Genomic DNA, 20,600 nt, shown 5'->3' with positions numbered 1-20,600 from the left:
GGCTTCACCCCTGGGATGCGTCGTCGAGCAGATGGGCGTGCGGGCCCAGCTCGGTCGGGCGGAGCAGGCGGGCCTCGCGCTGGAACTGGCGTGCCACACCACGTACGACATGGCGCATGGCAATCGTATCGCCGCCCCCGTCCGCCGCCGCCAGTGCCGCCGTGCGGGCAGCTGCGGCGATGGCGGCACCGGTCATGTCCAGACGGGCCAGGGCGTGCAGGTCCACGTCGGGTGCGAGCGGGGCCTCCTGGGGGAAGGCGAGGCGCCACAGCCGGCGGCGTTCGGCGGCGGCCGGGCGGGGGAAGTGGACGACGAAGTGGAAGCGCCGGGTGAAGGCCGGGTCGATGTTGTCCTTCAGATTGCTGGTCAGGATGACCAGGCCGTCGCTGGCCTCCAGGCGCTGTAGCAGATAGCCGACTTCCAGGTTGGCGTAGCGGTCGGTGCCGTGTTTCACCTCGCCGCGCTTGCCGAACAGCGCATCGGCCTCGTCGAAGAGCAGCACCGCGTGGCTCTCCTCGGCCTGCCGGAACGCGGTCTCCATGTTCTTCTCCGTCTCCCCCACCCATTTGGAGACGACCTGGGCGAGGTCCACCTTGAGCAGTTCCAGGCCGAGCATGCCGGTGACGATCTCGGCGGACATGGTCTTGCCGGTTCCGGGCTCACCGGTGAACAGCGCCTTGACCCCGCCGTGCCCGGAGCGGCGGGCGAAGCCCCAGCTCTCGGCGATCCGGGGCCAGGCGCGGAAGGCCGAGGCGATCTCCAGGATCTGGCGGAACTGGACATCGGGCAGGACCAGGTCGTCCACGGTGCGGCGGGGCGTGATCGAGTGGACGGCGCTGCCGCCGCGGCCGCGGGTGACGGTGGCGATCGCGGGCTCGACATGGGCGGCGACCGGTTCCGGGCGTCCGTTTCCGGCCAGGCGCGCCCCGGCGTCCGCGACCGAGGCGACGGCGCGCAGTTCGCCGCCGCTCATCCGGTAGCGGACCGCGAGCTCTTCGAGGAGGGAGCCGGTCAGCTCCGGCAGGGCGGCCGACCACATCGCCCGGCGGTCGGTGAACCCGGGTACGGGCACCGTGAGTTCGGCGAAGGAGCGCGCGGCGAGCAGGCCCGCCGGGCGCCAGGGCCTGAGGCCGGTCAGGCACACCGGTACGCGCGAGCGGAGCAGCGCGGCGGACACCGGGTCGGTGGTGGCCCGCCGCTGCTCGCCGTGCAGATCGTCGGTGGGGATCCAGAGCACCGCGCCCAGCACGGCGGCCGTCCGCAGATCGCCCTCGGGGTCGTCGGTCAGGGTGCGCAGCGGTGCCCCGGCGGCCCGGGCCAGCGCCTGTACGGCGTCGAGCTGGCCGTCGGGCGGGCAGCCCCACAGCCCGGCCAGATCGATATCGCCGGAGCCCAGCGCCCGGCCCAGCCGGGTCAGCCGCTCGGAGGAGAGGTACGGGGACAGCACCCGCGGCTCCGGCGGGGCGACCTCGCCGGGGTCATGGCCGAGCAGTCCGACATCGCCGCCCCAGCCCAGCAGGAAGTCCAGCACCCCGGGGCCGGGGAGGAGTTCCTGGGCGAGTTCGACCGCGGCCGCGCCGTGTGCGCGCAGCAGTCCGTAGCGGCGCAGCGGTCCGGCCGGGCCGAGGGAGCGGCGCAGCGCGAGGCGCGCCCCCGCGCCGTCCGCGCCCACGGCCATCAGCAGTTCCACGCTGGGCAGCCGCCGGTTGAGGTTGTCCACGATGTAGGCGTAGATCCGCTCGTAGCCGCGGTCCAGTTCGGGCGCGGCGGCCAGCAGCAGGGCGTCCTGCTCCGCGCGGGTCAGGCCGAAGCGGGTGGCGAGCGCGTCCAGCGGCAGGGCCCGGCCCTCGGCGGACGCGCGCCGCCTCAGGTCCCGTTCGGCTTCCGGCTCCGGCGGCGGGGGCGCGCAGGGTTCGCCCATGGTGTCGGTGAAGGTGTGCACCTCGCCGAGCAGTACGTCGACCTGTTCGTCGGTCACGCAGTAGGGGGTCAGGTCGGGCCTGGTGAGCCGGGCGGCGAGCCGGGCCTGCCGCTCGACGGCGGCCCTGAGCGCCCCGTGCAGACCGGCCAGCCGTAGTCGCAGGTGCTCCATCGCGGTTACGCCCATGGGTCTCACCCGGCCGAGAAGGTCAGGGTCCGGCCGCCCAGCCAGGCCACATCGGGTACGTCGGCGAGCAGGCCGCCGTTGTGGAGGTCCATGTGGCGCCGTCCCATCGGGACGCGCACCCGGACGGCGGTGGCCTCGAACCGCACGGTGGCCTCCAGGTCGGCGAGGCGACGCAGGGACAGCACCGGATCCGGTGTCTCGCGGTCGCGCCAGAGCGTCCAGGCGATCGTGGACAGGCCGAGCGCGGCGGCCAGGGTGACGGTGCGCTCCAGACCGCCGTCCCGGGCGAGCGGCACCGCCCGGCGCCCGGTGACCAGGGCGGTGACCAGGTCCGCGCACCGCTCGGCGTGGGCGGGCAGTGCGGCGGCGAGGCGGAGGTCCGGTGCCGCGCCCTCGGCGGCCCACAGCGGGGTGCGCCAGGTCAGCCGCGCCACCGGGTCGCCGCGCAGCGGTCGTACGGAGGTGAGGAACGGCACGCCCGCCGAGGCCAGGTCGCGCAGGGTGCCGGGCGGTAGGGGGCCGTCGCAGAGCAGCACGGGCGGTCGCCCGGAGGACTCCCAGTGCGGCAGCAGTCCGGCGGCCTCCGGGGTCCAGGCGATGGGGAACATGCCCTGGGCGTCGAGGAGGAGCAGCCCGTCGTCGGTCCCGGTGAGCAGCAGTGGGTCGGCGGGGTCGTGGCCCCGGCACACCGACAGCGCCAGGACGCCGTCGAGGACCGGGAGCGCGGGGCCCACCTGGCGTGCGAAGTCGGTCAGCCGCTCCTCGGCGACGGGTGCCGGGAGGCCCGCGAAGGCGGCCGCGGCCTCGGTGTCCCGTTCGGCGCGGCGCCAGCCGCGCGTGGTCTCGCCCAGCGCCTTGTACGCCAGGGCGGCGGCGAACAGCGGTGCTTCCTCGGCGAGTTCGATACCGGCCAGGGCGGGCCCGATCGCGTCGAGGTACCCGATGCGGGCCAGGGGCCCGGCGAGCAGGAAGGGCAGGGCGGACCACACCCGCACCTCACCGCTGGTCCGCGCCCCGACGGTCGTGCTCGCCCCGGAGGTGGTGCCCGCGGCGGTGGCGCCCGCCGCGCCGGGCGGCTCCCCGGCGCCCGCGTCGTACGGCCCGGGCAGGGACCGTGCCAGCCGTACGGCCTCCTCGCGGTCGGCCGACGCCAGGAAGCCGGCGAGCAGCTGGGGCAGCTCCGCCGTGTCGGCGCCCGCGACGGCGGCGCGCAGACGCTCGGGCAGCGCCTCGGCGGGCCCGTGGCGGGCAGCCTCGCCGGGCGGCGAGTGGACGGGCGTGGGCGGAGGGCCGGCCGCGAGGGCGCGCCCGACGAGTTCGGCGAGCAGCCGTGCGGCCGCCGTGTCGTCCACGCCGAGCAGGGCGAGGAAGTACGCCCGCACCGACGCGTCCGGCAACAGCGCGAGCAGCGTGGCCAGTTCGCCGCGCTCGGCGAGTTCGGCGAAGAGCGCGGCGGCGCCCGGGGCGGTCCACGGGTCCGGGGCCGTCGCGAACGACTCCTCGAAGGACCGCGCGAACGGCTCGGCGTCGGTGCCGGATTCGGCGTCGGGGTGTGCCACGACCGGCACCGGCGCGAAGTGGACCTCGACCGGCGGACCGCCGACCACCGTCCGGCCGGAGCGGCCCGGCCGTACGGTGACGGTCAGCGGCTCGGTGATCTCCACATCAGGACCGTCGGCCGCCAGCCGCTCGGCGAAGTGGTTCGCGAGCAGCTCCGGCAGGGCCTCCACCACATGGCGGACCAGCCCGCGGGGCTCGGGTCCCCAGCTCCACCCACCGCGCCGGACCACCGTGACGGTGCACCGGCGCACCGTGATCTCGCCCGGCTCGCCGCCATCGCCGGTCCCGCCGGTCCCGCCGGTCCCGCCGGGCCCCTCGGCGGGCGGCGCGGTGGGCGCGTTCACGTCACCCCCAGCCTCTCCAGGCGGCCCGCCCAGCCGACCGCGAGCACCAGCACTCCGTGCACACTGCCCGCCACGAGGGTCACCGGCAGTTTCACCTGGGTCTGCTGGGCGGGGATCTCCCCGGTGAGCACATGGGTGTCCTGCTCGTCGGAGACCAGGGCGACCACGGGGGTGGCGCGGGCCGAGGCGACCTTCACGGTGACCGTGACCCCGTCGGTGGCCAGCGCGATGCCCTCGGTCCATGACGCGAGGCGCACCAGCCCCGGTTTGGGTTTGCCCTCGGCCGTCAGCTCGACCCCGTGGGCCAACGGCTCGGCGAGGACGCCCGGTTCGTCGTCGACGGCCGCCACGTCGAGGTCCCTGGCGTTCAGCGGAAGGGTCGCGACGCGGCCCTCGCCCAGGGAGACGCGCAGCGGCAGCGCCCGTCCGACGAGCGACGCCACATCGGCCGGGGCAGCGGCGCCGGTCAGGGCGAGCGCGCCCACGACATGGCCGGTGTCGTGGGCGTACACCACGGAAAGAGCCATCGTCAGCCACCGCCATTCGTCGCCGCGACCGTCGCCAGGACGAGGAAGTCGACCGCCCCGGGCTGTTCCACCGGCTGCTTCCAGTTCACCGAGGGGTTGTACACCCGCACCCGGCAGCGGACCCGGCGGTCCGCGTCCACCGTGGTCTCCACCGGGCTGAACAGCGCCGACTCCGCCAGGGGCGGAATGCGCGGGGTCAGTTGGACATGGATCACGACCCGGCCGTCGGCGACCTGTTCCGGGGTGACGCCGGACGGCAGCGGCAGCAGCATTCCGTCGGTGGCGGTGCCGGAGGCCACCAGCGTGCTGCCGGCCGACATCCGGCCGCCGAAACTGCCCTCGATCGTGAGATTGCCGTTGGCCGCCACGGTCATCAGTGGAGCGACCGCGCCACCGCCCTGGTACAGGCCGAAGACCAGGTTCGGCGTCTCGCCGCCGGTCAGGACCAGCGCCGGTTGGCCCTCCTTGGTCTCCGTGCCCGTCCGCAGGGTCAGCGCGCCCGACCGGGCCGAGACGGTGTCGGCGCGTACTCCGGCGTACCGCGCCGCGACACCGCGCGCCGCCGTTTCGACGCCGCTGAAGTGGCCCTCCGCCCAGTGGACGTAGCCCAGCAGGATGAGCCAGCGGAGGGGCGGATCGGCCGGTGGGTCGCCGATCGCGGGCGGCTGCTGCTCGGCGGCCAGCCGCTCGTCGCCGAGGCGCCCGAAGAGGATCTGGTACGACTCCTCCACCCGGGTCTTCGTGGCGCTCACGGAGCAGGAGACGGGACCGGCGGGCCCGGCCGGTTCGCGGTCGGCCGCGGTGAGGAAGACCGGGTAGGGCTCGTCGGTCGACTGGTCCGCGCCGTTGACCTCCTCGAAGTCGCTCTCGCGCAGCACGACCGGCTCGGTGACGACCACCTCGCGGCCCGTACCGTCGACGGCGATGCCCGCCGAGACGCTCACCTCGACATGGCGGATACCCGTCAGCGGGTCGGTGCGGGGCTGGGTGACGAGGCCGAGCCCTTCGACGATGCCCCACTCGTGCAGGTGCCGGGCATGCCGGGCGGCCCCGGCGCGCGCGTACTCCACCGTGGCCGACAGATCCGCGGCGGCCAGCACCTGCCCCTCGTGGAAGGCGGGGCGCAGCGGGCCCGTCATGGCGTCTCACCGGGCTTCCGGGTACGGGACGACCGGGTGCGCTTGGCCGGGGGCTTGACGGACTCGGCTCCCTGCTCGGGCGGCTGGTCCGGGGTCCGATCCGGCTCCGGCGCGGGCTCGCCGGACGGGTCCGGCGCCCGGCTCGACACCCGCTCCTCCAGATGGTTCACCTGCGTCCGGGCGCTGCCCAGTTGGTCGCGCAGCCCTTCCACGGCGGCGGTGAGATCGGCGACCCGCGTCCTGAGCCGGGCGAGCTCCTGCATGCTGTCGGTGACTTCGCTGGGGGTCGTGTAGACCTGTTCGTGCAGCGCCTTGGGCGGGGTCTCGCCGGGTGCGGGGGTCAGCAGCAGGGACAGCGTCTCCTCCAGGTCGCCGGTGCGCGGCCAGTCGCCGAGCAGCCCGTCCGGGTACGGGCGCGCCACCGGGCCCTCGGACGGGAGCGTGGGCTTCTGGTAGCGCGGTACCGGACGGCAGCACACCCGCTCGGCGAGTTCGCGTAGGCGGTAGAGCTTCGGCAGCCACTCGCCGTAGGCCGACCCGCCCGGCAGCACCTGTTCGCGGGTGGCCGAGCAGACCCGTACGACATCGCAGCCGTCCAGCTCCAGATGGGCGAGCAGGACGTCGGTGTCGGTGCGGTCGCCGCACGGCGGGTTGAGCGTGGCGCACGCCGCGTCGGTCAGGAACCGGCGCAGCGCGGTGCCCAGCGCGGCGGCCGCCTCCGCGATCTGCTGCACCTCGGCGATGGTCGCCTTCTCGGTGCTGTCCGGCGGCGGGGACGGCAGCAGCGGCGGTACGTCGACGGCGGCGGTGTCCTGGCGCAGTGCGCAGTCGGCCAGGTCGGTGGCCTGGTCGAGACGGCACAGCAGCCACTCCCGGATCAGGCCGAGGTCCGCGCGGAACTCCACCCGCAGCGCGTGACCGAGCGGGGTGCCCTGGGCCAGCATGCGCACTTCGAGCGGCGCGTCCGGATCGCCCCGCTCCGGTACGACGCGGGCGGCGGTCTCGGTGACGACGGCGCGGGCGATCCCGGCGCGCAGCGGGTCCGGCCACGCCGCTTCCAGGTCGGCGCCGCCGAGCCGCCCGCACGCCGTGCCCAGCGTGCTCCGGGCCTCCCGCACGGTGGCGAGGTCCGGGTAGTCCCGTGCGAGCTGGGCCTGCCCGGCCGCGTCGTAGGTGTCGTACCGGGCGACGGCGGCGGCCAGCGCGCGGACGTGCTCGGTCATCTCGCGGGCCGTCGGCGGGGCGGGCGGGCCCTCCCCGCCCGCGTTCTCGCGCAGCCACGCGAAGGCGGTGGCGTACCGCTGGGCGTCGGCGGCGTCGAAGCGGAAGGCCCGGCCGGTGCCGAGCGACGCCACGGTCAGGGCGTCGGTGTAGAACCCGAGCCGCCGGTCGCGGGTGCGGGCCTGGTCGGCGCGGGTGAGGTCGCCGAGGGTCATGAGGAGGCGGGTGCCGGGGTTGTGGCGGTGGTCCTCGAAGTCGTCGCACTTGACGACGAATTGGTACCCCTCCTGGATCCTGGAGGGCACGCATCCCGGTGCGGGGCAGGGCTCCTCGGTGGCGTACGGCGCCACCGGTTCGACGGGGAGTTCGCGGTAGCGCGCATAGAGCCCGTAGCGGCGCCCGCCGCCGTCGCCGTCGTCGCAGTTTTCCCCGCAGTCCACGCCGAGCGCGCTGATGCGGCGCTCCCGCACCAGTGCGGTGATGTCGACCCGCTCGGTGCAGGGCACCACGATGTCGTTCCCGGCGCAGTCCAGCGCGTGTCCGGGGTGGACCGCCACGGTTCCGCCGCCGCACGGGTCACACGTGACGCCGAGGCCGCAGATCACTCCCGGCCCGTACAGGGACCGGTTGTGCAGTCTGGCCTTCGCCGTCGTGTACTCGACCAGCAGGCTGAGGTCGTCCTCGGTCAGCAGTTGTCCTGCGAAGAAGCGAGGACGCACGAAGGCGGAGGTCCGGGTGGCGTCGCCACCGCAGCCGCATCCGCAGTCTGTTCGCATGATCAGCGCTCCTTCACGAAGAACCAGCTCTCGAAGACGTCCCCGCCCGCCCCGGTGCCGGATGTCCAGGGCCCGATGCCCGAGGGCGGGAGGTCGCAGCGGTCGTCACCGCCGTGCTCGGCCGACAGCGTCGAGCCGGTGCGGATGAGCGGGACGCGCCCGCCCACATGGGTGCCGTCGACCGGGCGGCAGCAGCGGTCGAGGAGGAACGCGGCGCGGACGGTGATCAGTACGCGGTCGCCGTCCTGGAGCGTCTCGCGCGTGGTCTGGCGGTAGCGGAACTCCTGGGTGAACTCCTCGCACTCCCCGGACTCCGGGTCCGGATCGGCGAAGCTGCCGCCCATGTACCAGGTGGAGGCGTTACGGCCGCTGCCGCCCTCGATCACCTGGAGCTCCACCACACCGGGCCGCAGCGTGTCGGACCGTACGCCGGCGGAGAACCGCACCACGAGTCCGCCGTCCTCGTCGAGGGTGCCGAGGAGGTTCTTGGCCTCGTCGATGGTGTAGGTGTGGCCGTGGATCCAGTTGATACCGGTGATCACCGTGGGCAGATGGCGGCCGAACGGGCGGCGTACGTTCATGTGGACGTGGTTCCGGCGCACCGGCCGGTACCAGTCCACACAGTCGATCCTGGCCAGCCACAGCACCGTGTGCTCGCACGGCTCGCAGCAGGTGTCACAGCGTTCGTCCACCGGCGGCTCGCAGCCGGTGACCCGCACCGTCCAGCACTCCTCGGTCCAGCCGAACTCGCAGTCGGAGGTGTCCGCGCAGGCGTCGTTGTAGACGGCGCGGGTGGGTTCGACGGGCCGCTCGGCGTACTCGACGCCGATCCAGACGGTGTCGGTGTCCCGTTCGTGCGGGGGCAGCGCCTTCCACAGGTCGATCTCGCAGCCGCCGCGCACCACGACCTCGTTGCCCTCGCAGTCCACGGCGAGACCGGGAGTGATCCGCACCTTGGCCCTGCGCCGGGTGCGCTCCGGTCCGGTGCCGCCCTCCTCGCCGCCCTCTTCGCCGCTCTCCTCGCCGCTCTCCTCGCCGCTCTCCTCCGCGCTCTGCTCGGGCCGCGCGGATTCTTCGGCGGGGTCGCCCGGCGGGCAGTCGTCCTCGTCCCGTGGCACCGGTTCCACATGGAGGCCGCACACCACGCCGTAGCCGAGCAGACAGCGCATACGCAGTCTCAACTTCTCGCGGTAGTACTCCTGTTCGCGCTGGAAGTCCCGCGCGCCCAGCATCTGGCCGTGGAAGTACCGCAGCCGGCGCAGTGGTGGCGCGGGGAACTCCTCGGTCCTCGACGGTCCTGTCTCGGTCATCGCCCCGTCCTCTCACGACACTCGCGTATGGATGCCGACGGCGGAGACGACTCCCACGCCCACCCCTCGGCGCAACCCTCTCGGTCCCGGCCTCAGCACTCCGTCCCGGTTCAGCCGCACCGGGTTCGCCCCGCCCAGTACGGGCGCCGGCAGCGGGACGAACGCGGTGTCCACGCCGACCGTGGACCGCGAACCGACCACGAATCCCGCGCCGCCGGTGCGTACCGACCCCACCGTGTGCGCGGGCGCCTGCCGCTCCACCAGCCGCCGCAGCGCCGCCGCGTCCGCCGATCCGGCGGGCAGCAGCAGCCGGAACCGGTGCGCGTGCGCGGTGTACGGGTCGCTGTCCGGCGCGCCGAACGCACGCAGCGGCGCCGCGCCGAGCGCCGTGCCGCCGACGCGGAAGCGGCTCGCCGAGCGGCCGAACAGCCTTATGGCGCCGAGCCCTTGGGTCCTCCCCCCACCCTGGTCCCGCGCCGTGCGCAGATGGGCCCAGCGGCGGTCCGCCGCCAGCTCGTCCACGACCGGGGCCGCCCCGAACACGATGCGCACCGCCTCGCGCAGCGCCCATGGCGTGCCCCGGCGCCGGTAGAGCTCCGGGGCTGCGGCCAGCAGCGCGCGCCGGGTGCGGGCGTCCCAGCCCGCCTCGAACGACAGGCCGAGCAGCCCGGCCAGCCACGGCAGCGCCCGGTCCGGGACGCCCGCCGGGTCGAGGAGCGACGGATACCGCTCGATCACCCGGTCGAGCTGGGCGAGCGTGGCGTCGAACAGCGACAGGAAGCGCTCGGTGAAGTCGTCTGCGGCGGGGTCTTCACGGAAGGCGGGCGGGAGCAGGTCGGCGCTGGTGACCCGGGGGAAGTCCAGCCGGATCCGGCGCAGCACCGGAGTCGAGCCGCCGTCGCCGGACAGCCGCAGCCGCAGCCGCAGGAAGCGGCCGGGCGGCTGGTCGACGAGGAAGTCCGTGATCCCGGGGGCCGACCTCTGCCAGTCGCTCTCGTCGTACCTGCCGTCCTCGCTCACCACGATCTCGACGGCGGCCGCCGTCCCGGCGGGCACCTCGGCGTCCAGCCGCACGCGGTGCCAGCGGCACCGCGAAATGCCGCTGTCGATGAGGGTGGTGAGGTACGAGCCGCTGGTGACGTACGTGTCGGTGGCGGGCGGCGCGGGGTCGCGGGGCAGGCCCTGCCAGGTGAAGCAGCGGGTCTCGGGGCCCTCCGGGCCCTTCTCGGTCAGACCGAACCCGTCCTCGTCGGTCGAGGTGAGCGTGGACGGCGGCAGCGCCGCGGCCAGTTCGTCGATCGTAACGGGACGGAACGGGCGGCGGTGACCGCCCCGGTGGATGCCGAGCCGTCCGCCGTCGTCGGTGAGCAGCCAAATGGTCCGCTCCGGCCCGGTGCGCAGGCCGATGATCTCGCCGCGCGCACCGGTGCGCAGCACACCGCGGAGGCCGCCGGTCGAGTCGAACCGCCTGAGGTCCGTACTGCCCTGACAGGCCACCAGAACGTCGTCGCCGGGTCCCAGGGCGGCCCATCGGGGCCGTTCGGCCCGGATCACACCGGCGAGTTGCCCGCCCTCGCGGCGCCACACCAGGACCCGGTCGGGCTCCACCACGGCCAGCCGGTGTCCGCGCGCGGCGACGGAGACCGGTTCGCGCAGCGGGTCGGGGTCGCAGCCGGGCGGCCAGACGGGGGCGAAGGCACCGCCGCACCCGTCGCGGCGCAGCAGCCGCCGCTCGCCGGGGACGAGCAGGTACCAGCCGCACGGCCCGCATCCGGGCGCGAGGCGGGGGTCGGGGAACCACGGCAGCAGCCGGTCCCTGGTGGGTCCCTCCGGCGCGGCGCCGCGGTGGGCGAGCCGGAGTCCGGCCGGGTCCTCGAAGCCGACGATGCCGTCGGCCTGCTGGAGGTCCCACTGGTCCCAGCCGACGAAGGCGTCGAGCAGGCGGAAGGTCGCGGGGTGCGGGGTGCACGTCATGGCTGGTCTCCTACCGGGATCAGCAGCGGGCGCTCCGGCCAGACGAGGGTGTGGGGCGGGAGGGCGTGGTCGGTGCAGGGCGGGCGGCGCACTCCGTCGACGGTGAGCGAGAGCCGGGTGACGGCCAGCACGCCCTCGACCGCCAGGAGCCGCCGGACCAGGGCCGTGTGGCGCAGCGCGCCGCCGAAGGGCCAGCCCGCGCCGTCCTCCCCGCCGCGCAGCGGATCGAGGTAGCCGCGCACCGCGTCCCCGGCCCGGGCCAGGACGGCGGCCCGGTCCAGGTCCGGGTCGAGGGCCACCCAGGACTCCACTCCGACGCGGCGGTACGGCGCGGGGGCGGCGACCACCGTGACCCCGGCGGGGGCGGCCTCGCGGATGAGGAAGTCGGCGACGGCCTTCAGGGTCGCGGCGGTGGCGACCGGCGGTTCGTCCGGGTCGCCGCCCGGAGTCGCGGGCGGTACGACGAGGACGCCCACCACCCCCGGGATCGGCACCCCCGCGAAGTCGGGGTGCAGACCGGGCACGCCCCGGGCGCGGGCCACCGAGGCGCCGGGCGCGCGGGTGGCGAGCTGCCCGTAGTCGGCCGGGGCCACGGCCCGGCCGCGGGCGCGCAGTTCACCGGCGCCTCGGCGCATGGCCTCGGCGTCGGGCTCGGCGTCCGTCCCGCCGGAGGCCGGGAAGGGGTTGCTCACACCGGTGACGAACGGCAGCGCGGTGACCACCCCGTTCACCGCGCCCGCCGCCACGGCCCCGGCGCTGCCGCCGCCCACGCGGTAGCGCACGGCGCGGACGTTGCGGAAGCCGGGTGGGACGGCCGCGCCGCTGACGCCGTCCCCGAAGGTCACCTCGCCGCTCTGGTGGTCCACGGTGAACACCCGGTCGTCGGCGCCGTACCCGGCCAGGCTCTCCACCTCACGCCACCGGGACGAGGTTCCGGCCGATGTGGTCGCCGTGGTGCCGAACACATCGCCGCCCGTGTCGTCGTCCACCTCGATGACCACCGATCCGGCGAGGATGGGCACCTGGCTGAGTTTCATACGCCGCAACCCGGTCGTCGCCGGGTCCTGGACGGGTTGCAGCGGCTCGTCGCGGATGGTGCGGGCGGCGGTGGCGGCGACCACGTTCAGCCGCAGCCCGGACAGCACCGGCGCGGGCCCGGCGAAGGCGCCGTGGGCGATCCGCAGGCGCAGCCAGCGCAGCCGGGGCCGGGTGCCGGACGGGCTGCCCGGCTCCCAGGACCGCGGGACCCGCAGCTCGACGGTCCCACTGGCGCCGAACCCGGCCGTGGAGTCCCGCATCAGCTCGGCGGGGACGAGCCGGTTGCCGTCCAGTACGTCCCAGCGCAGCAGCGGCGCGGGCGGCAGCGGCAGCGGCGCGGTGCCGCCGGAGGCCGCGGGGGCGGGCGGAGCGGCGACGACCACGAAGCCGAGCGACAGCCGCGGGTAGGGGGCGGCCGGTCCGGCGAGTCCGATCCACAGCGCGTTGCCGGGCCGCGGATCGCGGCCGAAGGGCTCGAAGGGGCGGCTGGGGCCGCCCGGTCCCAGCGGCAGGGCCTGGATGGTTCCGGCCTCCTGGACGGCGAGATCGGCGAGGGTGGCCGGGGTGGCGTACAGGTCCTGGTCCGTCTCGTAGACGACCTGGCCCACCGGGGTCGAGGCGGCGCTCTGGAACCCGGCGGGGACGAGCACCGAGGCGCCGTCCGGCGGGTTGACGGTGAACTCCAGCAGCGTCGCCGCCGCACCGGCCGGGCGGCGCCGTACGCCCGCCGTCGCCAGGTGTTCGGCCAGCACCTTCTCCGGCAGCCGGTTGACCCGGCCGAGGACGGGTTCGGTCTGGGTGCCGAAGAGGCGGACGAGGGCGACACCGGCGTCCTGCCGGTCGGGGTCGGTCCAGTCCGGGGTGTAGCCCGCGATCCGGGCGCGGACGTCGGCGCGTACGGCCTCGCGGGTGGCGTCGACCAGTTCGGGCTGGACGCCGGTCGGGCCGGGGTCGGGCACGATCCGCCCGTCCTCGCGCTCCCGTTCCCGCGCGTCCCGCTCCCACCACACCTCGCCGGTCATGCCAGCCCCTCCCCCGGTTCGACGGCGGGCACGATCCGGGTGTGGACCGTCCGCAGGACGGGAAGCTCCCCGGCGCCGAGCGGCACCTCGTCGCAGTCCTCGAGAGTCCCGTCCGGGTCCACCGCGTCGAGGCCGATCGCCACGGCGGCGACGTCCGCGAGGTCGCCCAGCGCCCGCTGTGCGGCCCGCAGCAGGGCCGAGGGCCGCAGCGGCTGTCCGAACGGCCAGCCGTCCTGGTCCTCACCGCCCACGAGCGGGTCGAGGAAGCGGCGCAGCGCGGTGGTGAGCGCGGTGGACACACGGGTGACGTCCGCCGGGTCACCCGACAGGGCGACGCGCAGGGTCACCTCGCGGTAGCGGGGCGCGCGGACGAAGACCTCGGAGGTGAGCAGCCGTGCCCGTTCGAGGTGGACGGCGGCCGCGCGCAGCATCCCGGGGTCGGGCAGCGGCGCGGCCACGAAGTCCTCGCGGGCGAGGTCGTCGCGGGGCGCGGCCGGGACGATATGGACGGTCACCGCGCCGGGCACCGTGGCGCACGGGAAGCCGGGGTGCGCGCCGACGGCCGGGTAGGCGCGGGCGATGGCGACGCCCGGTGTCGCACGCGCCAGGGTGACGTAGTCCGCGGCGGTGACCGCGCGGGTCACCTCCCCCAGGGACGCGGCGGCGCGGCGGCGCGCCTCGGTGACGGTCTCGGGGTCGGTGCCGCCTTCGGCCCGTACGAGGTTGGCGGCCGAGAGCGCTCCCGGGAGGTCCTGGGCCGGCAGCCAGTTGCCGGTCATGCCGCCGTTGCCGATCCGGCCGCCGCCGGTCGCGTAGTCGATGTGCGCGTCCGGGTCCGGGTGGGGGATGCGCCCGGTGAGTCCGTCGCCGAACACCAGCGCGCCCTCGGCCCGGTCGAGCACGAAGATCCGGTCGGCCGGGGAGCCGAAGGTGAAGTCCGGTGCCGGCCGCCACTCCTGGCCCGCCAGGCGCAGCGTCGCCTCCAGGAGGCGGTCGGCGGCGTCCGGCAGGACGAGATGCTGACCGGGCAGCCGGAGCCAGGCGCCGATCTGGTCCCGGAAGTCGGCGCCGCTCACGGTGCGGCGCCGGCAGTGGCGTGCGGCGGAGGCGTTGACGGCGAGTTGGAGCAGCCGGGGCGGGGCCGCGTAGGTGGCGGCCGGGGTGGACACCAGGAGCCCGGTGTCCCGGGTGGACCAGTCGGCCGGGGGGTGGAGCCGGACCACACCGGACCGTCTGAGCCCGCCCGTGCCGTCCTCGACCTTCTGATACGCGCCGGAGATGTCCGTGCCCGGCCGGAACCAGGACCAGGTCAGCTCGGCCGGCGGCGGTACGTCGGCGACCGCGCCCGGCAGCCACGACGGCGCGGACGCGGTAGGCGCGTCCAGCTCCACGAGCAGCCCGATCGGGCCGGGCGCGGGGTGGTCCCCGGTGAGCGGCAGGGTGAACCGGACCTGTGCCGGGGCTCCGTCGCTCGCCAGCAGCGCGATTCCGCGCCGGGCCCGCAGATCCGCCGTGCGGTCGCGGTCGGTCCACACGGTGACCTCGCCGTCCTCGGCGAGCGGCAGCACGGCCACGTCGTCGTCGAGGGTGAAGATGACCTGCCCGGTGGGGTCGCGGGTGAGCGCCGTCCCGGCGGGGACGAGCGGGACCGCGGTGCCCTCCTCCCGGGCGGCGAGGCGCAGCACGGTGGCGGCGGGGCGGGCGGGGCGCGGCGGTTCGATGCCGAGCAGCCGCAGTATGGCCACCACGAGCGCGTCGGGCACCTGGTCGAGCCAGTACAGCCGCTGTTCGAGGAGGTAGGCGAAGAGTTCGAGGAGGGTGACGCCGGGGTCGACGGGCGCGTGCAGGGTCCAGGTGCCGTCGGACTCGGCGGGGATCCGGCGGCGGATGGCCGCCATCATGTCGGCCCAGGTGAGGTCGTCCAGCTTCGGCGGGGGCAGGGTCATGGGGTGCCCCCGGTGAGGCCCGTGAGCCCGGTGAGCCCGGTGTAGAACGGGAACACCAGGTTGGCCTTGGTGTTGCTGCGCCGGACGCGGTAGACGATCGATACGGTGATCCGCGACTCGTCGGCCGGGTCGGCCTCCGCGCGGACCTCCTCCAGCTCCACCCGCGGCTCATGGTCACGGACGGCGACGGCGATCGACTGCTCCAGGTCGCGCAGGTTCTGCACACTGCCGGGCGCGAACACCAACTCCTGTGCGCGGGTGCCCAGTTCGGGGCGCATCACCCGCTCGCCCGTGCCGGTGAGGAGCAGCGCCCGCAGACAGTGCTCGATGCTCTCCTCGCCGACGGCGTATCCGAGCCGCCCGGACGCGTCGGGCAGGATCGGGAACCGCCAGCCGGTTCCGAGGAACTCCTCGCTCATGCCGTCCTCGCCTTCTTGGCCAGCACGGCGGGGGTGAGCGGCGGGGCCGGCGGGCCGGTGGGCCCGGCGGCGGAGGGGTGGGTGTGGGTGTTGAACGCCTGGAGCAGCGCGTTGCCGAGCACAAGCGGTTCGGTGGCGCCGCCACCGAGGTCGATGGAGGGGGAATCGACCGTCAGCTTGGGTGCCTTGAGGGTGATCTCGCCCTGCGCGGTCACGGTGACGCTGCCGCCCTCGGCGGCGGTGATGCGGATGGCCTTGCCCTGGTCGTCCAGTTCCACGATGTGTCCGGCGGCGGAGGTGATCCGCACGGCGGCCTTGGACCGGGTGTCGTCCAGCAGCACCTCATGCCCGTGCCGGGTCCGGATGATCTTCTGGTCGCGGCCTTCGGTGCGGGCGGTCGGCGGCTTGTCCTCGCCGTTGTAGAGGCCGCCGAGCACGATCGGGTACCGCATGTCCCCGTGGACGAAGGCCACGAGCACCTCGTCGCCCTTCTCGGGGACGAACACCGAGCCGTAGCCGCCTCCCGCGTAGAGCTGGCTGACCCGGACCCAGTCGGTGACCGTGGTGTCGTCGAACCACGGGAACTTCAGCTTGACCTGGCCCTCGTCGTCGCCCTCGTTCTCCACGACGAGCGCCTCGACCACGCCGTAGTAGCGCTTGTCGGTGGAACGGGCGCGTGGCGTGCCCCTCATGGTCACTGGTCCCCCTGATGGATCCGCCGTCCGGTGAACTGGGTGAAGAAACCACTGGTGTTGAGGGTGTGCTCGACCCGCTTGACGAAGTAGGTGCCCGAGAAGCGGTGGCCGAGGCCGTAGATCTCCAGGTTGTCGCCGGGCCGCAGCTCGGGCAGGCCCGCCACCTTGCCGGTCGCGGTGATGAACTCGTAGGCCCGCTCGCGCAGCAGGCTGATCGCCAGCTCGCGGGCCTCCTGGTCGCTGCCCACGGGTGCGTCCACCACGACCTCCTGGCGGCCCTGGAGGGTGGACTCGGCGACCTGCGGTCCGCTCTGACCGTCGGCCGTGTTCTGTCCGGCCGGGAGGTTCTCGGCGGTCGCGGTGAACGCGATCGCCTGTTTGGTACGGGGGTCCCAGCCGCGCACGGTGACCTTGCTGACCTGCTGGGAGACGGTCAGCGTCGGGGTGAACTCCATCAGGTTGGGGACCAGCCCCTCGGGCTGCCCCGTGGGGCCGGTGCTCAGCCCGGGCGCGTACGCCAGCCGGTACAGCCGGATCGGGCGGCCGTCGCGGCCGTCGGTCGGCTTGGTGAAGTACAGCGTGTCCTCGCCGGTCTTCGCGTCCGGCAGGATGTAGCAGTCGAAGTCCAGCCGCTTGGCCCGCTCCAGCAGGAACGTCGCGTCGTCCTGGTTCTTCTGCACCACCACGTCATGGGTGGGCCCTTCCCTGGTGACCTCGATGCGCAGGTGGTTGCGCTGGGCGATCTGCTCGGCGATGCGCCAGTCCGGCAGATTGCGGTAGATCTTGGTCTCGTTCTCGGTGGGCTTGCGGTCCTTGAGCCGCAGCAGCCCGTCCACGCCACTGACCTGGACGGTGGGCGACGCGCCGTCGGTGAACTTCGGGCTGAGCGTGGAGATGGTCCCGGTGGCGACGGTGAGCAGCTTGTCGGCGTAGCCGAGCCGGACAGAGACCCGGCCGCCGAGCCGGAAGCGCGGCGAGTCGCTGTGCTTGAACCGCAGATTGGCGTCGTCCCAGTTGTTCAGGGTGAGATCGAAGCCGGACAGCTCGTCGAGGTCCCGGTTCACCTTGATGTCGATGATGTCGTTCTTGGTGGACGGGTCCATCTCCAGGCCCTCGATGCGCACATCGAACTCGGGCGCGTACCGGTCGGGCGAGGCGACCTCGGGGGTGGGGGTGCTCATCGCGCGCTCCTCACGCCAGCCGGGGCACGGTCAGCACCCGGCCCGGCCGCAGGTCCCGCGGGTCGCTGATGCCATTGGCGCGCGCCAGCTCCCGCCAGGCGTCGGGCCGCCGGTACAGCGCGGCGGAGATGGAGCTGAGCGTGTCGCCGCGGCGGACCACATAGCTCTTCTCCACCGTGGGCGACGACCGGGGCGTCTCGGCGACCTGGGCGGCGGCGGTGCGGAACTCCTTGAGCGAGAGGTCCAGCATGGCCCGCAGCGGCACGCCGTCCGGCCGGAACAGCTGGTAGTTGACGTCCAGCTTCTCCACGACGCCGGTGAAGACCTCCTCGTCCCAGACGAACCGGACGACCGGTGGCGCGTGTTCGCGGCTGTCGGGCCGCAGCAGGTTGCGCACCGCGTTGACGTAGGACTTCCGTACGTTCTCCAGGGTGTCGGAGGTGTCCACCAGCGCCTGCACGGTGAGGGTCTCGGTGCCGCCGCGGACGTACTGAAGCGGCGGTGTCTCCAGGCCGGGGATGGTGATCTCGGCGAAGGTGTTGCTCTTGCTCAGCTTGTAGTCGGTGGGGTTGAACCGCAGCGGGATCCGCCGCTGCCGCTCGTCGGCGATCACCGGCCGGACGATCTCCAGCCGGGCCCGGGCGGCCCCCTGCCGGGCGAAGGACACGGGCGTCACACTCATGAATGACCCTCCGCGTCGCCGAAGCGCCGTTCGGTCTCGGTGTGTTTGGCGCGTGCGCACTGGTCCTCGTACAACTTCGCCCACGCCTGGATGTGCTGGTTGAACAGGCGGGTGAACACGGCGCCGTCGTCGCCGTCCACCTGGAACCGGACCTCGAGGTGGTGGATGGTCACCTTCGGCACCTCGGTCACCTCCCTTGGATCTGGCGCGGCAAGGCGCTCGCCGCGGCGTCCTGAAGGACCTTCGTCAGCCCCTCGTGCGCGATCTCCAGCGACTCGATGGCGATCGCGTTCTGCTCCCCGTGCAGATCCGGGCCGCTCCACTTGGCGGCGAGCCCCCCGTGGAAGGCCCAGGCCGCACCGGGCACCCCGTCCGGGCCGAGCACGATCACCGCGCCGTCGCGGCGAGCGCCCAGCGAGTCGGCGAGCCCGGCCTGGTACCAGGACCACAGCCCCGGGTCGCGCACCACGCCGCGCTTGAGCGTGATCCGGTTCCAGGAGTGGCGCAGCGGCAGTTGGTGGACCGAGTCGTTGCGCCCGCCCTCCGGGTAGCTCGTCACTTCCAGCTGCGCACCGAGCCCGGTGACCTCCTGGAACGCGCCGGAGGCGGCCAGCGGCAGCAGCAGCGCCTGCGCGGCGGGCAGATACGCGTCGCCGGGGTCGAGGGTGACCAGGAAGCGGTATTTGGGCAGCGGATCCAGGCTCACGCCTCGATCACCTCCAGACCTCGGTCCTGGCCGAGTACGAGACGCAGCCGGATGAACTCCATGGGGACGGCCGGGGCCACCTCGATCTCGCAGACCAGTTGCCCAGGGTTCTGCTCGGGCGGGTTGTTGGTGTCGTCGCACACCACCCGGAACGCCTGCTCGGGCCGGGCCCCGGCGAGCGCCCCGGCCCGGAAGGCCGACAAGAGCACTGAGGTCAGTGCCCGTACCAACGTCAGCCGCAGCTCTGCCGAGTTGACGTCGAAGACCAGCGGGCTCGCCGCCCGCCGGATCGCGCGCACCAGCAGATGCACCAGCCTGCGGTGGGCGACGTAGCGGGTGCCCGGGTCGGCGGAGAGGGTGCGCCCGCCCCACACCATCAGCCCCCGCCCCCGGGTGCACCGGATCAGGTCGATCCCCGCGTCGAACAGCCGGACCTGCTGCGGCTCGGGGTATTCGGTGGCGAGGTCGACCGCCTCCAGGATCACGGCGTTCGCGGGTGTGTGGTGTGCCCCGCGCTCGCCGTCGAGGCGGGCGATGACGCCCAGGACGTGCCCGGACGCCGGGACGGTGCGCAGGTCCTGCCCGTCGGGGGTGCGCAGCGGCGGGTGGTAGACGGCGGCGCAGCCGAGCAACTGGCTGTCGCCGGTGGCCGCCAGGGAGCCCACCCAGTCCACCACCTCGTCCACGGAGGTCAGCGCGGGCGGTACGTCCAGAACGGCGAGGCGGTCGTGCGACGGCTCCACGCTCCGCAGCAGTTCGAGCACCAGGTCGGTGTGTGCGGCGCCGGACAGGTCCGTGCCCAGGTCCGGCAGCGCCACCAGCGCCGGTTCGGGCAGTTCGGCCTGTGCGGCCACGGCGTCCGAGTACGCCCCGCGGGTGGGCGCGGCGTCGGCGCCGCCCGCGAGCGTCAGATCCCAGGACATCGAGATCGGGCCGGGCCGCCCCGGCGGCGGTGGCGGTCCGTCCGGGACCAGCCGGAGGTAGCGGGATCCGGTGAGCCGGTCGGCCAGACCGGCGAGCGGCAGCCCGGGAAAGGTCTCGGGCGGCTCGCCGGGCATCGTGATCCGTATGCCCACGGTGGGCGGTCCGGCGACGGTGCTGGCCTGGTAACGGACGGCGACGCGCCCGCCGTTGGCCCAGGCTCCGGGGCTGGTGGCCACCACCTGGTAGCCCGTGGCGTCCCATCCGCTCAGCGGCCCGACCGACCACGCCGTCCGGGCCGTGGCGGCCGGCCCGGACACGCGGAGCACCCAGGCGGTGCGGCCGCCGTTCTCGAAGAAGCCGCGCAGTGCGTACGGGGTGGCGAAGGCGCCCTCCGGCGGCCCGAAGGTGCCCACGACGTCGTTCCAGCTCTCCACGCGCACGGGAGTGCCGACCGGGCCGCGGCGGAGCCGGCCCAGGAACGCCGCCACGTCGGTGCGCAGCGGCTCGGTGCCGGAGCCGCGTGGCGGAGCCGCGAGGGATACTCCGGGGAGCGCTTCGCCTGCCATATCAGGTTTCGATCTCCAGCTTCTCGACCGCCAGGACGAGCGTCTCCATGGCGATCTCGTTCTTGGTGGCGCTCAGGGTCGGGCCGGTGTACTTGGTGGGCCAGCCGCGGTCGAAGTTCCAGCGCACCACGTCGTTGCGGTTCTCGTCGCACAGCACGATCGAGCCGTGGGTGCGCTTCACCGTGCCGTTGAGCGCGTCGGCCACCCACTTCCAGAAGGCGGCGTGGCCGGTGATGCCGCGCTTGAAGGTGAGGTTGGTGAACTTCTTCAGCCCCGGGATCTTGCGGACGGTGATGTCCTCGCTCCCGTTGCGGTACTCGATCGGCGGGATCTCCAGCTCCAGCCCGCTGGCCTCGGTGAAGGACCCGCTCACCGCGAGCCCGTCGTCGCTGACGTTGAACACAAGGATCTTGAAGTTATAGGACGCGTATGGATCGTCCCTGGTCACGGGCGGCATGATGGA

General features: G+C 74.2%; 17 protein-coding genes. All 17 read right to left on the bottom strand.

Annotation, left to right across the window (positions count from 1 at the left end):
• Positions 1–4 precede the first annotated feature (4 nt).
• The 17 genes from ABD329_RS38220 to ABD329_RS38140 are packed head-to-tail and all read right to left on the bottom strand — an operon-like array spanning position 5 to position 20,594.
• Positions 5–2,107, bottom strand: coding sequence for an ATP-binding protein (locus ABD329_RS38220; RefSeq protein ID WP_198279250.1), 2,103 nt, complete (start codon positions 2,105–2,107; stop codon positions 5–7).
• 5 nt (positions 2,108–2,112) lie between these two features.
• Positions 2,113–4,011, bottom strand: a complete 1,899-nt coding sequence (locus ABD329_RS38215) for a hypothetical protein (RefSeq protein ID WP_198279249.1) — start codon at positions 4,009–4,011, stop codon at positions 2,113–2,115.
• Positions 4,008–4,538, bottom strand: coding sequence for a hypothetical protein (locus ABD329_RS38210; RefSeq protein ID WP_198279248.1), 531 nt, complete (start codon positions 4,536–4,538; stop codon positions 4,008–4,010). Before ABD329_RS38210 ends, ABD329_RS38215 begins: the two co-directional genes overlap by 4 nt.
• A 2-nt stretch (positions 4,539–4,540) precedes the next feature.
• Entirely contained in the window at positions 4,541–5,677 is a 1,137-nt protein-coding gene (locus tag ABD329_RS38205) for a hypothetical protein (protein ID WP_198279247.1), read from the bottom strand.
• Positions 5,674–7,674: a hypothetical protein gene (locus ABD329_RS38200; protein ID WP_198279246.1), complete on the bottom strand. Its 2,001-nt coding sequence runs from the start codon at positions 7,672–7,674 to the stop codon at positions 5,674–5,676. Before ABD329_RS38200 ends, ABD329_RS38205 begins: the two co-directional genes overlap by 4 nt.
• Before the next feature lie 2 nt (positions 7,675–7,676).
• Positions 7,677–8,984, bottom strand: coding sequence for a hypothetical protein (locus ABD329_RS38195; protein WP_198279245.1), 1,308 nt, complete (start codon positions 8,982–8,984; stop codon positions 7,677–7,679).
• Positions 8,985–8,996: 12 nt separating this feature from the next.
• The gene (locus ABD329_RS38190; protein ID WP_198279244.1) at positions 8,997–10,958 is read right to left on the bottom strand and encodes a phage tail protein I; all 1,962 of its coding nucleotides are present in this window, start codon (positions 10,956–10,958) and stop codon (positions 8,997–8,999) included.
• Positions 10,955–13,018, bottom strand: a complete 2,064-nt coding sequence (locus tag ABD329_RS38185; protein ID WP_344317582.1) for a putative baseplate assembly protein — start codon at positions 13,016–13,018, stop codon at positions 10,955–10,957. The genes ABD329_RS38190 and ABD329_RS38185 overlap by 4 nt, the downstream gene beginning before the upstream one ends.
• A complete protein-coding gene (locus tag ABD329_RS38180) occupies positions 13,015–14,964 on the bottom strand; it encodes a putative baseplate assembly protein (RefSeq protein WP_344317580.1) in 1,950 nt (649 codons plus the stop codon). Before ABD329_RS38180 ends, ABD329_RS38185 begins: the two co-directional genes overlap by 4 nt.
• Positions 14,961–15,383: a GPW/gp25 family protein gene (locus tag ABD329_RS38175; protein WP_198282585.1), complete on the bottom strand. Its 423-nt coding sequence runs from the start codon at positions 15,381–15,383 to the stop codon at positions 14,961–14,963. The genes ABD329_RS38180 and ABD329_RS38175 overlap by 4 nt, the downstream gene beginning before the upstream one ends.
• Entirely contained in the window at positions 15,380–16,075 is a 696-nt protein-coding gene (locus tag ABD329_RS38170; protein WP_344317579.1) for a phage baseplate assembly protein V, read from the bottom strand. The genes ABD329_RS38175 and ABD329_RS38170 overlap by 4 nt, the downstream gene beginning before the upstream one ends.
• Positions 16,076–16,077: 2 nt before the next feature.
• Positions 16,078–17,259 (bottom strand): phage late control D family protein, encoded by a 1,182-nt coding sequence (locus ABD329_RS38165; RefSeq protein ID WP_198281826.1) that lies wholly within the window; start codon positions 17,257–17,259, stop codon positions 16,078–16,080.
• A gap of 10 nt (positions 17,260–17,269) precedes the next feature.
• A complete protein-coding gene (locus ABD329_RS38160) occupies positions 17,270–17,941 on the bottom strand; it encodes a CIS tube protein (RefSeq protein ID WP_037957275.1) in 672 nt (223 codons plus the stop codon).
• Positions 17,938–18,132 (bottom strand): putative phage tail protein, encoded by a 195-nt coding sequence (locus tag ABD329_RS38155; protein ID WP_037957272.1) that lies wholly within the window; start codon positions 18,130–18,132, stop codon positions 17,938–17,940. The genes ABD329_RS38160 and ABD329_RS38155 overlap by 4 nt, the downstream gene beginning before the upstream one ends.
• Complete coding sequence (locus ABD329_RS38150; RefSeq protein WP_069860738.1) at positions 18,129–18,647, bottom strand: phage tail protein; 519 nt, start codon at positions 18,645–18,647, stop codon at positions 18,129–18,131. The genes ABD329_RS38155 and ABD329_RS38150 overlap by 4 nt, the downstream gene beginning before the upstream one ends.
• Complete coding sequence (locus tag ABD329_RS38145; protein ID WP_344317578.1) at positions 18,644–20,137, bottom strand: phage tail sheath family protein; 1,494 nt, start codon at positions 20,135–20,137, stop codon at positions 18,644–18,646. Before ABD329_RS38145 ends, ABD329_RS38150 begins: the two co-directional genes overlap by 4 nt.
• A 1-nt stretch (position 20,138) precedes the next feature.
• Complete coding sequence (locus ABD329_RS38140; RefSeq protein WP_198279648.1) at positions 20,139–20,594, bottom strand: phage tail protein; 456 nt, start codon at positions 20,592–20,594, stop codon at positions 20,139–20,141.
• Between the last annotated feature and the right edge of the window lie 6 nt (positions 20,595–20,600).

Source organism: Streptomyces javensis (genome assembly GCF_039525925.1).
Taxonomy (GTDB): Bacteria; Actinomycetota; Actinomycetes; order Streptomycetales; family Streptomycetaceae; genus Streptomyces; species Streptomyces asiaticus.
The sequence above is the reverse complement of the archived record's forward strand: the minus strand, read 5'-3'. Positions and strand labels throughout refer to the sequence as shown.

Excerpts from the sequence above, each read along its gene's own strand:
- ABD329_RS38190 (WP_198279244.1), bottom strand. The coding sequence starts at position 10,958 with ATGACGTGCACCCCGCACCCCGCGACCTTCCGCCTGCTCGACGCCTTC.
- ABD329_RS38195 (WP_198279245.1), bottom strand. The coding sequence starts at position 8,984 with ATGACCGAGACAGGACCGTCGAGGACCGAGGAGTTCCCCGCGCCACCA.
- ABD329_RS38200 (WP_198279246.1), bottom strand. The coding sequence starts at position 7,674 with ATGCGAACAGACTGCGGATGCGGCTGCGGTGGCGACGCCACCCGGACC.
- ABD329_RS38160 (WP_037957275.1), bottom strand. The coding sequence starts at position 17,941 with ATGAGTGTGACGCCCGTGTCCTTCGCCCGGCAGGGGGCCGCCCGGGCC.
- ABD329_RS38165 (WP_198281826.1), bottom strand. The coding sequence starts at position 17,259 with ATGAGCACCCCCACCCCCGAGGTCGCCTCGCCCGACCGGTACGCGCCC.
- ABD329_RS38180 (WP_344317580.1), bottom strand. The coding sequence starts at position 14,964 with ATGACCCTGCCCCCGCCGAAGCTGGACGACCTCACCTGGGCCGACATG.
- ABD329_RS38210 (WP_198279248.1), bottom strand. The coding sequence starts at position 4,538 with ATGGCTCTTTCCGTGGTGTACGCCCACGACACCGGCCATGTCGTGGGC.
- ABD329_RS38140 (WP_198279648.1), bottom strand. The coding sequence starts at position 20,594 with ATGCCGCCCGTGACCAGGGACGATCCATACGCGTCCTATAACTTCAAG.
- ABD329_RS38175 (WP_198282585.1), bottom strand. The coding sequence starts at position 15,383 with ATGAGCGAGGAGTTCCTCGGAACCGGCTGGCGGTTCCCGATCCTGCCC.
- ABD329_RS38145 (WP_344317578.1), bottom strand. The coding sequence starts at position 20,137 with ATGGCAGGCGAAGCGCTCCCCGGAGTATCCCTCGCGGCTCCGCCACGC.
- ABD329_RS38205 (WP_198279247.1), bottom strand. The coding sequence starts at position 5,677 with ATGACGGGCCCGCTGCGCCCCGCCTTCCACGAGGGGCAGGTGCTGGCC.
- ABD329_RS38220 (WP_198279250.1), bottom strand. The coding sequence starts at position 2,107 with ATGGGCGTAACCGCGATGGAGCACCTGCGACTACGGCTGGCCGGTCTG.
- ABD329_RS38170 (WP_344317579.1), bottom strand. The coding sequence starts at position 16,075 with ATGAGGGGCACGCCACGCGCCCGTTCCACCGACAAGCGCTACTACGGC.
- ABD329_RS38185 (WP_344317582.1), bottom strand. The coding sequence starts at position 13,018 with ATGACCGGCGAGGTGTGGTGGGAGCGGGACGCGCGGGAACGGGAGCGC.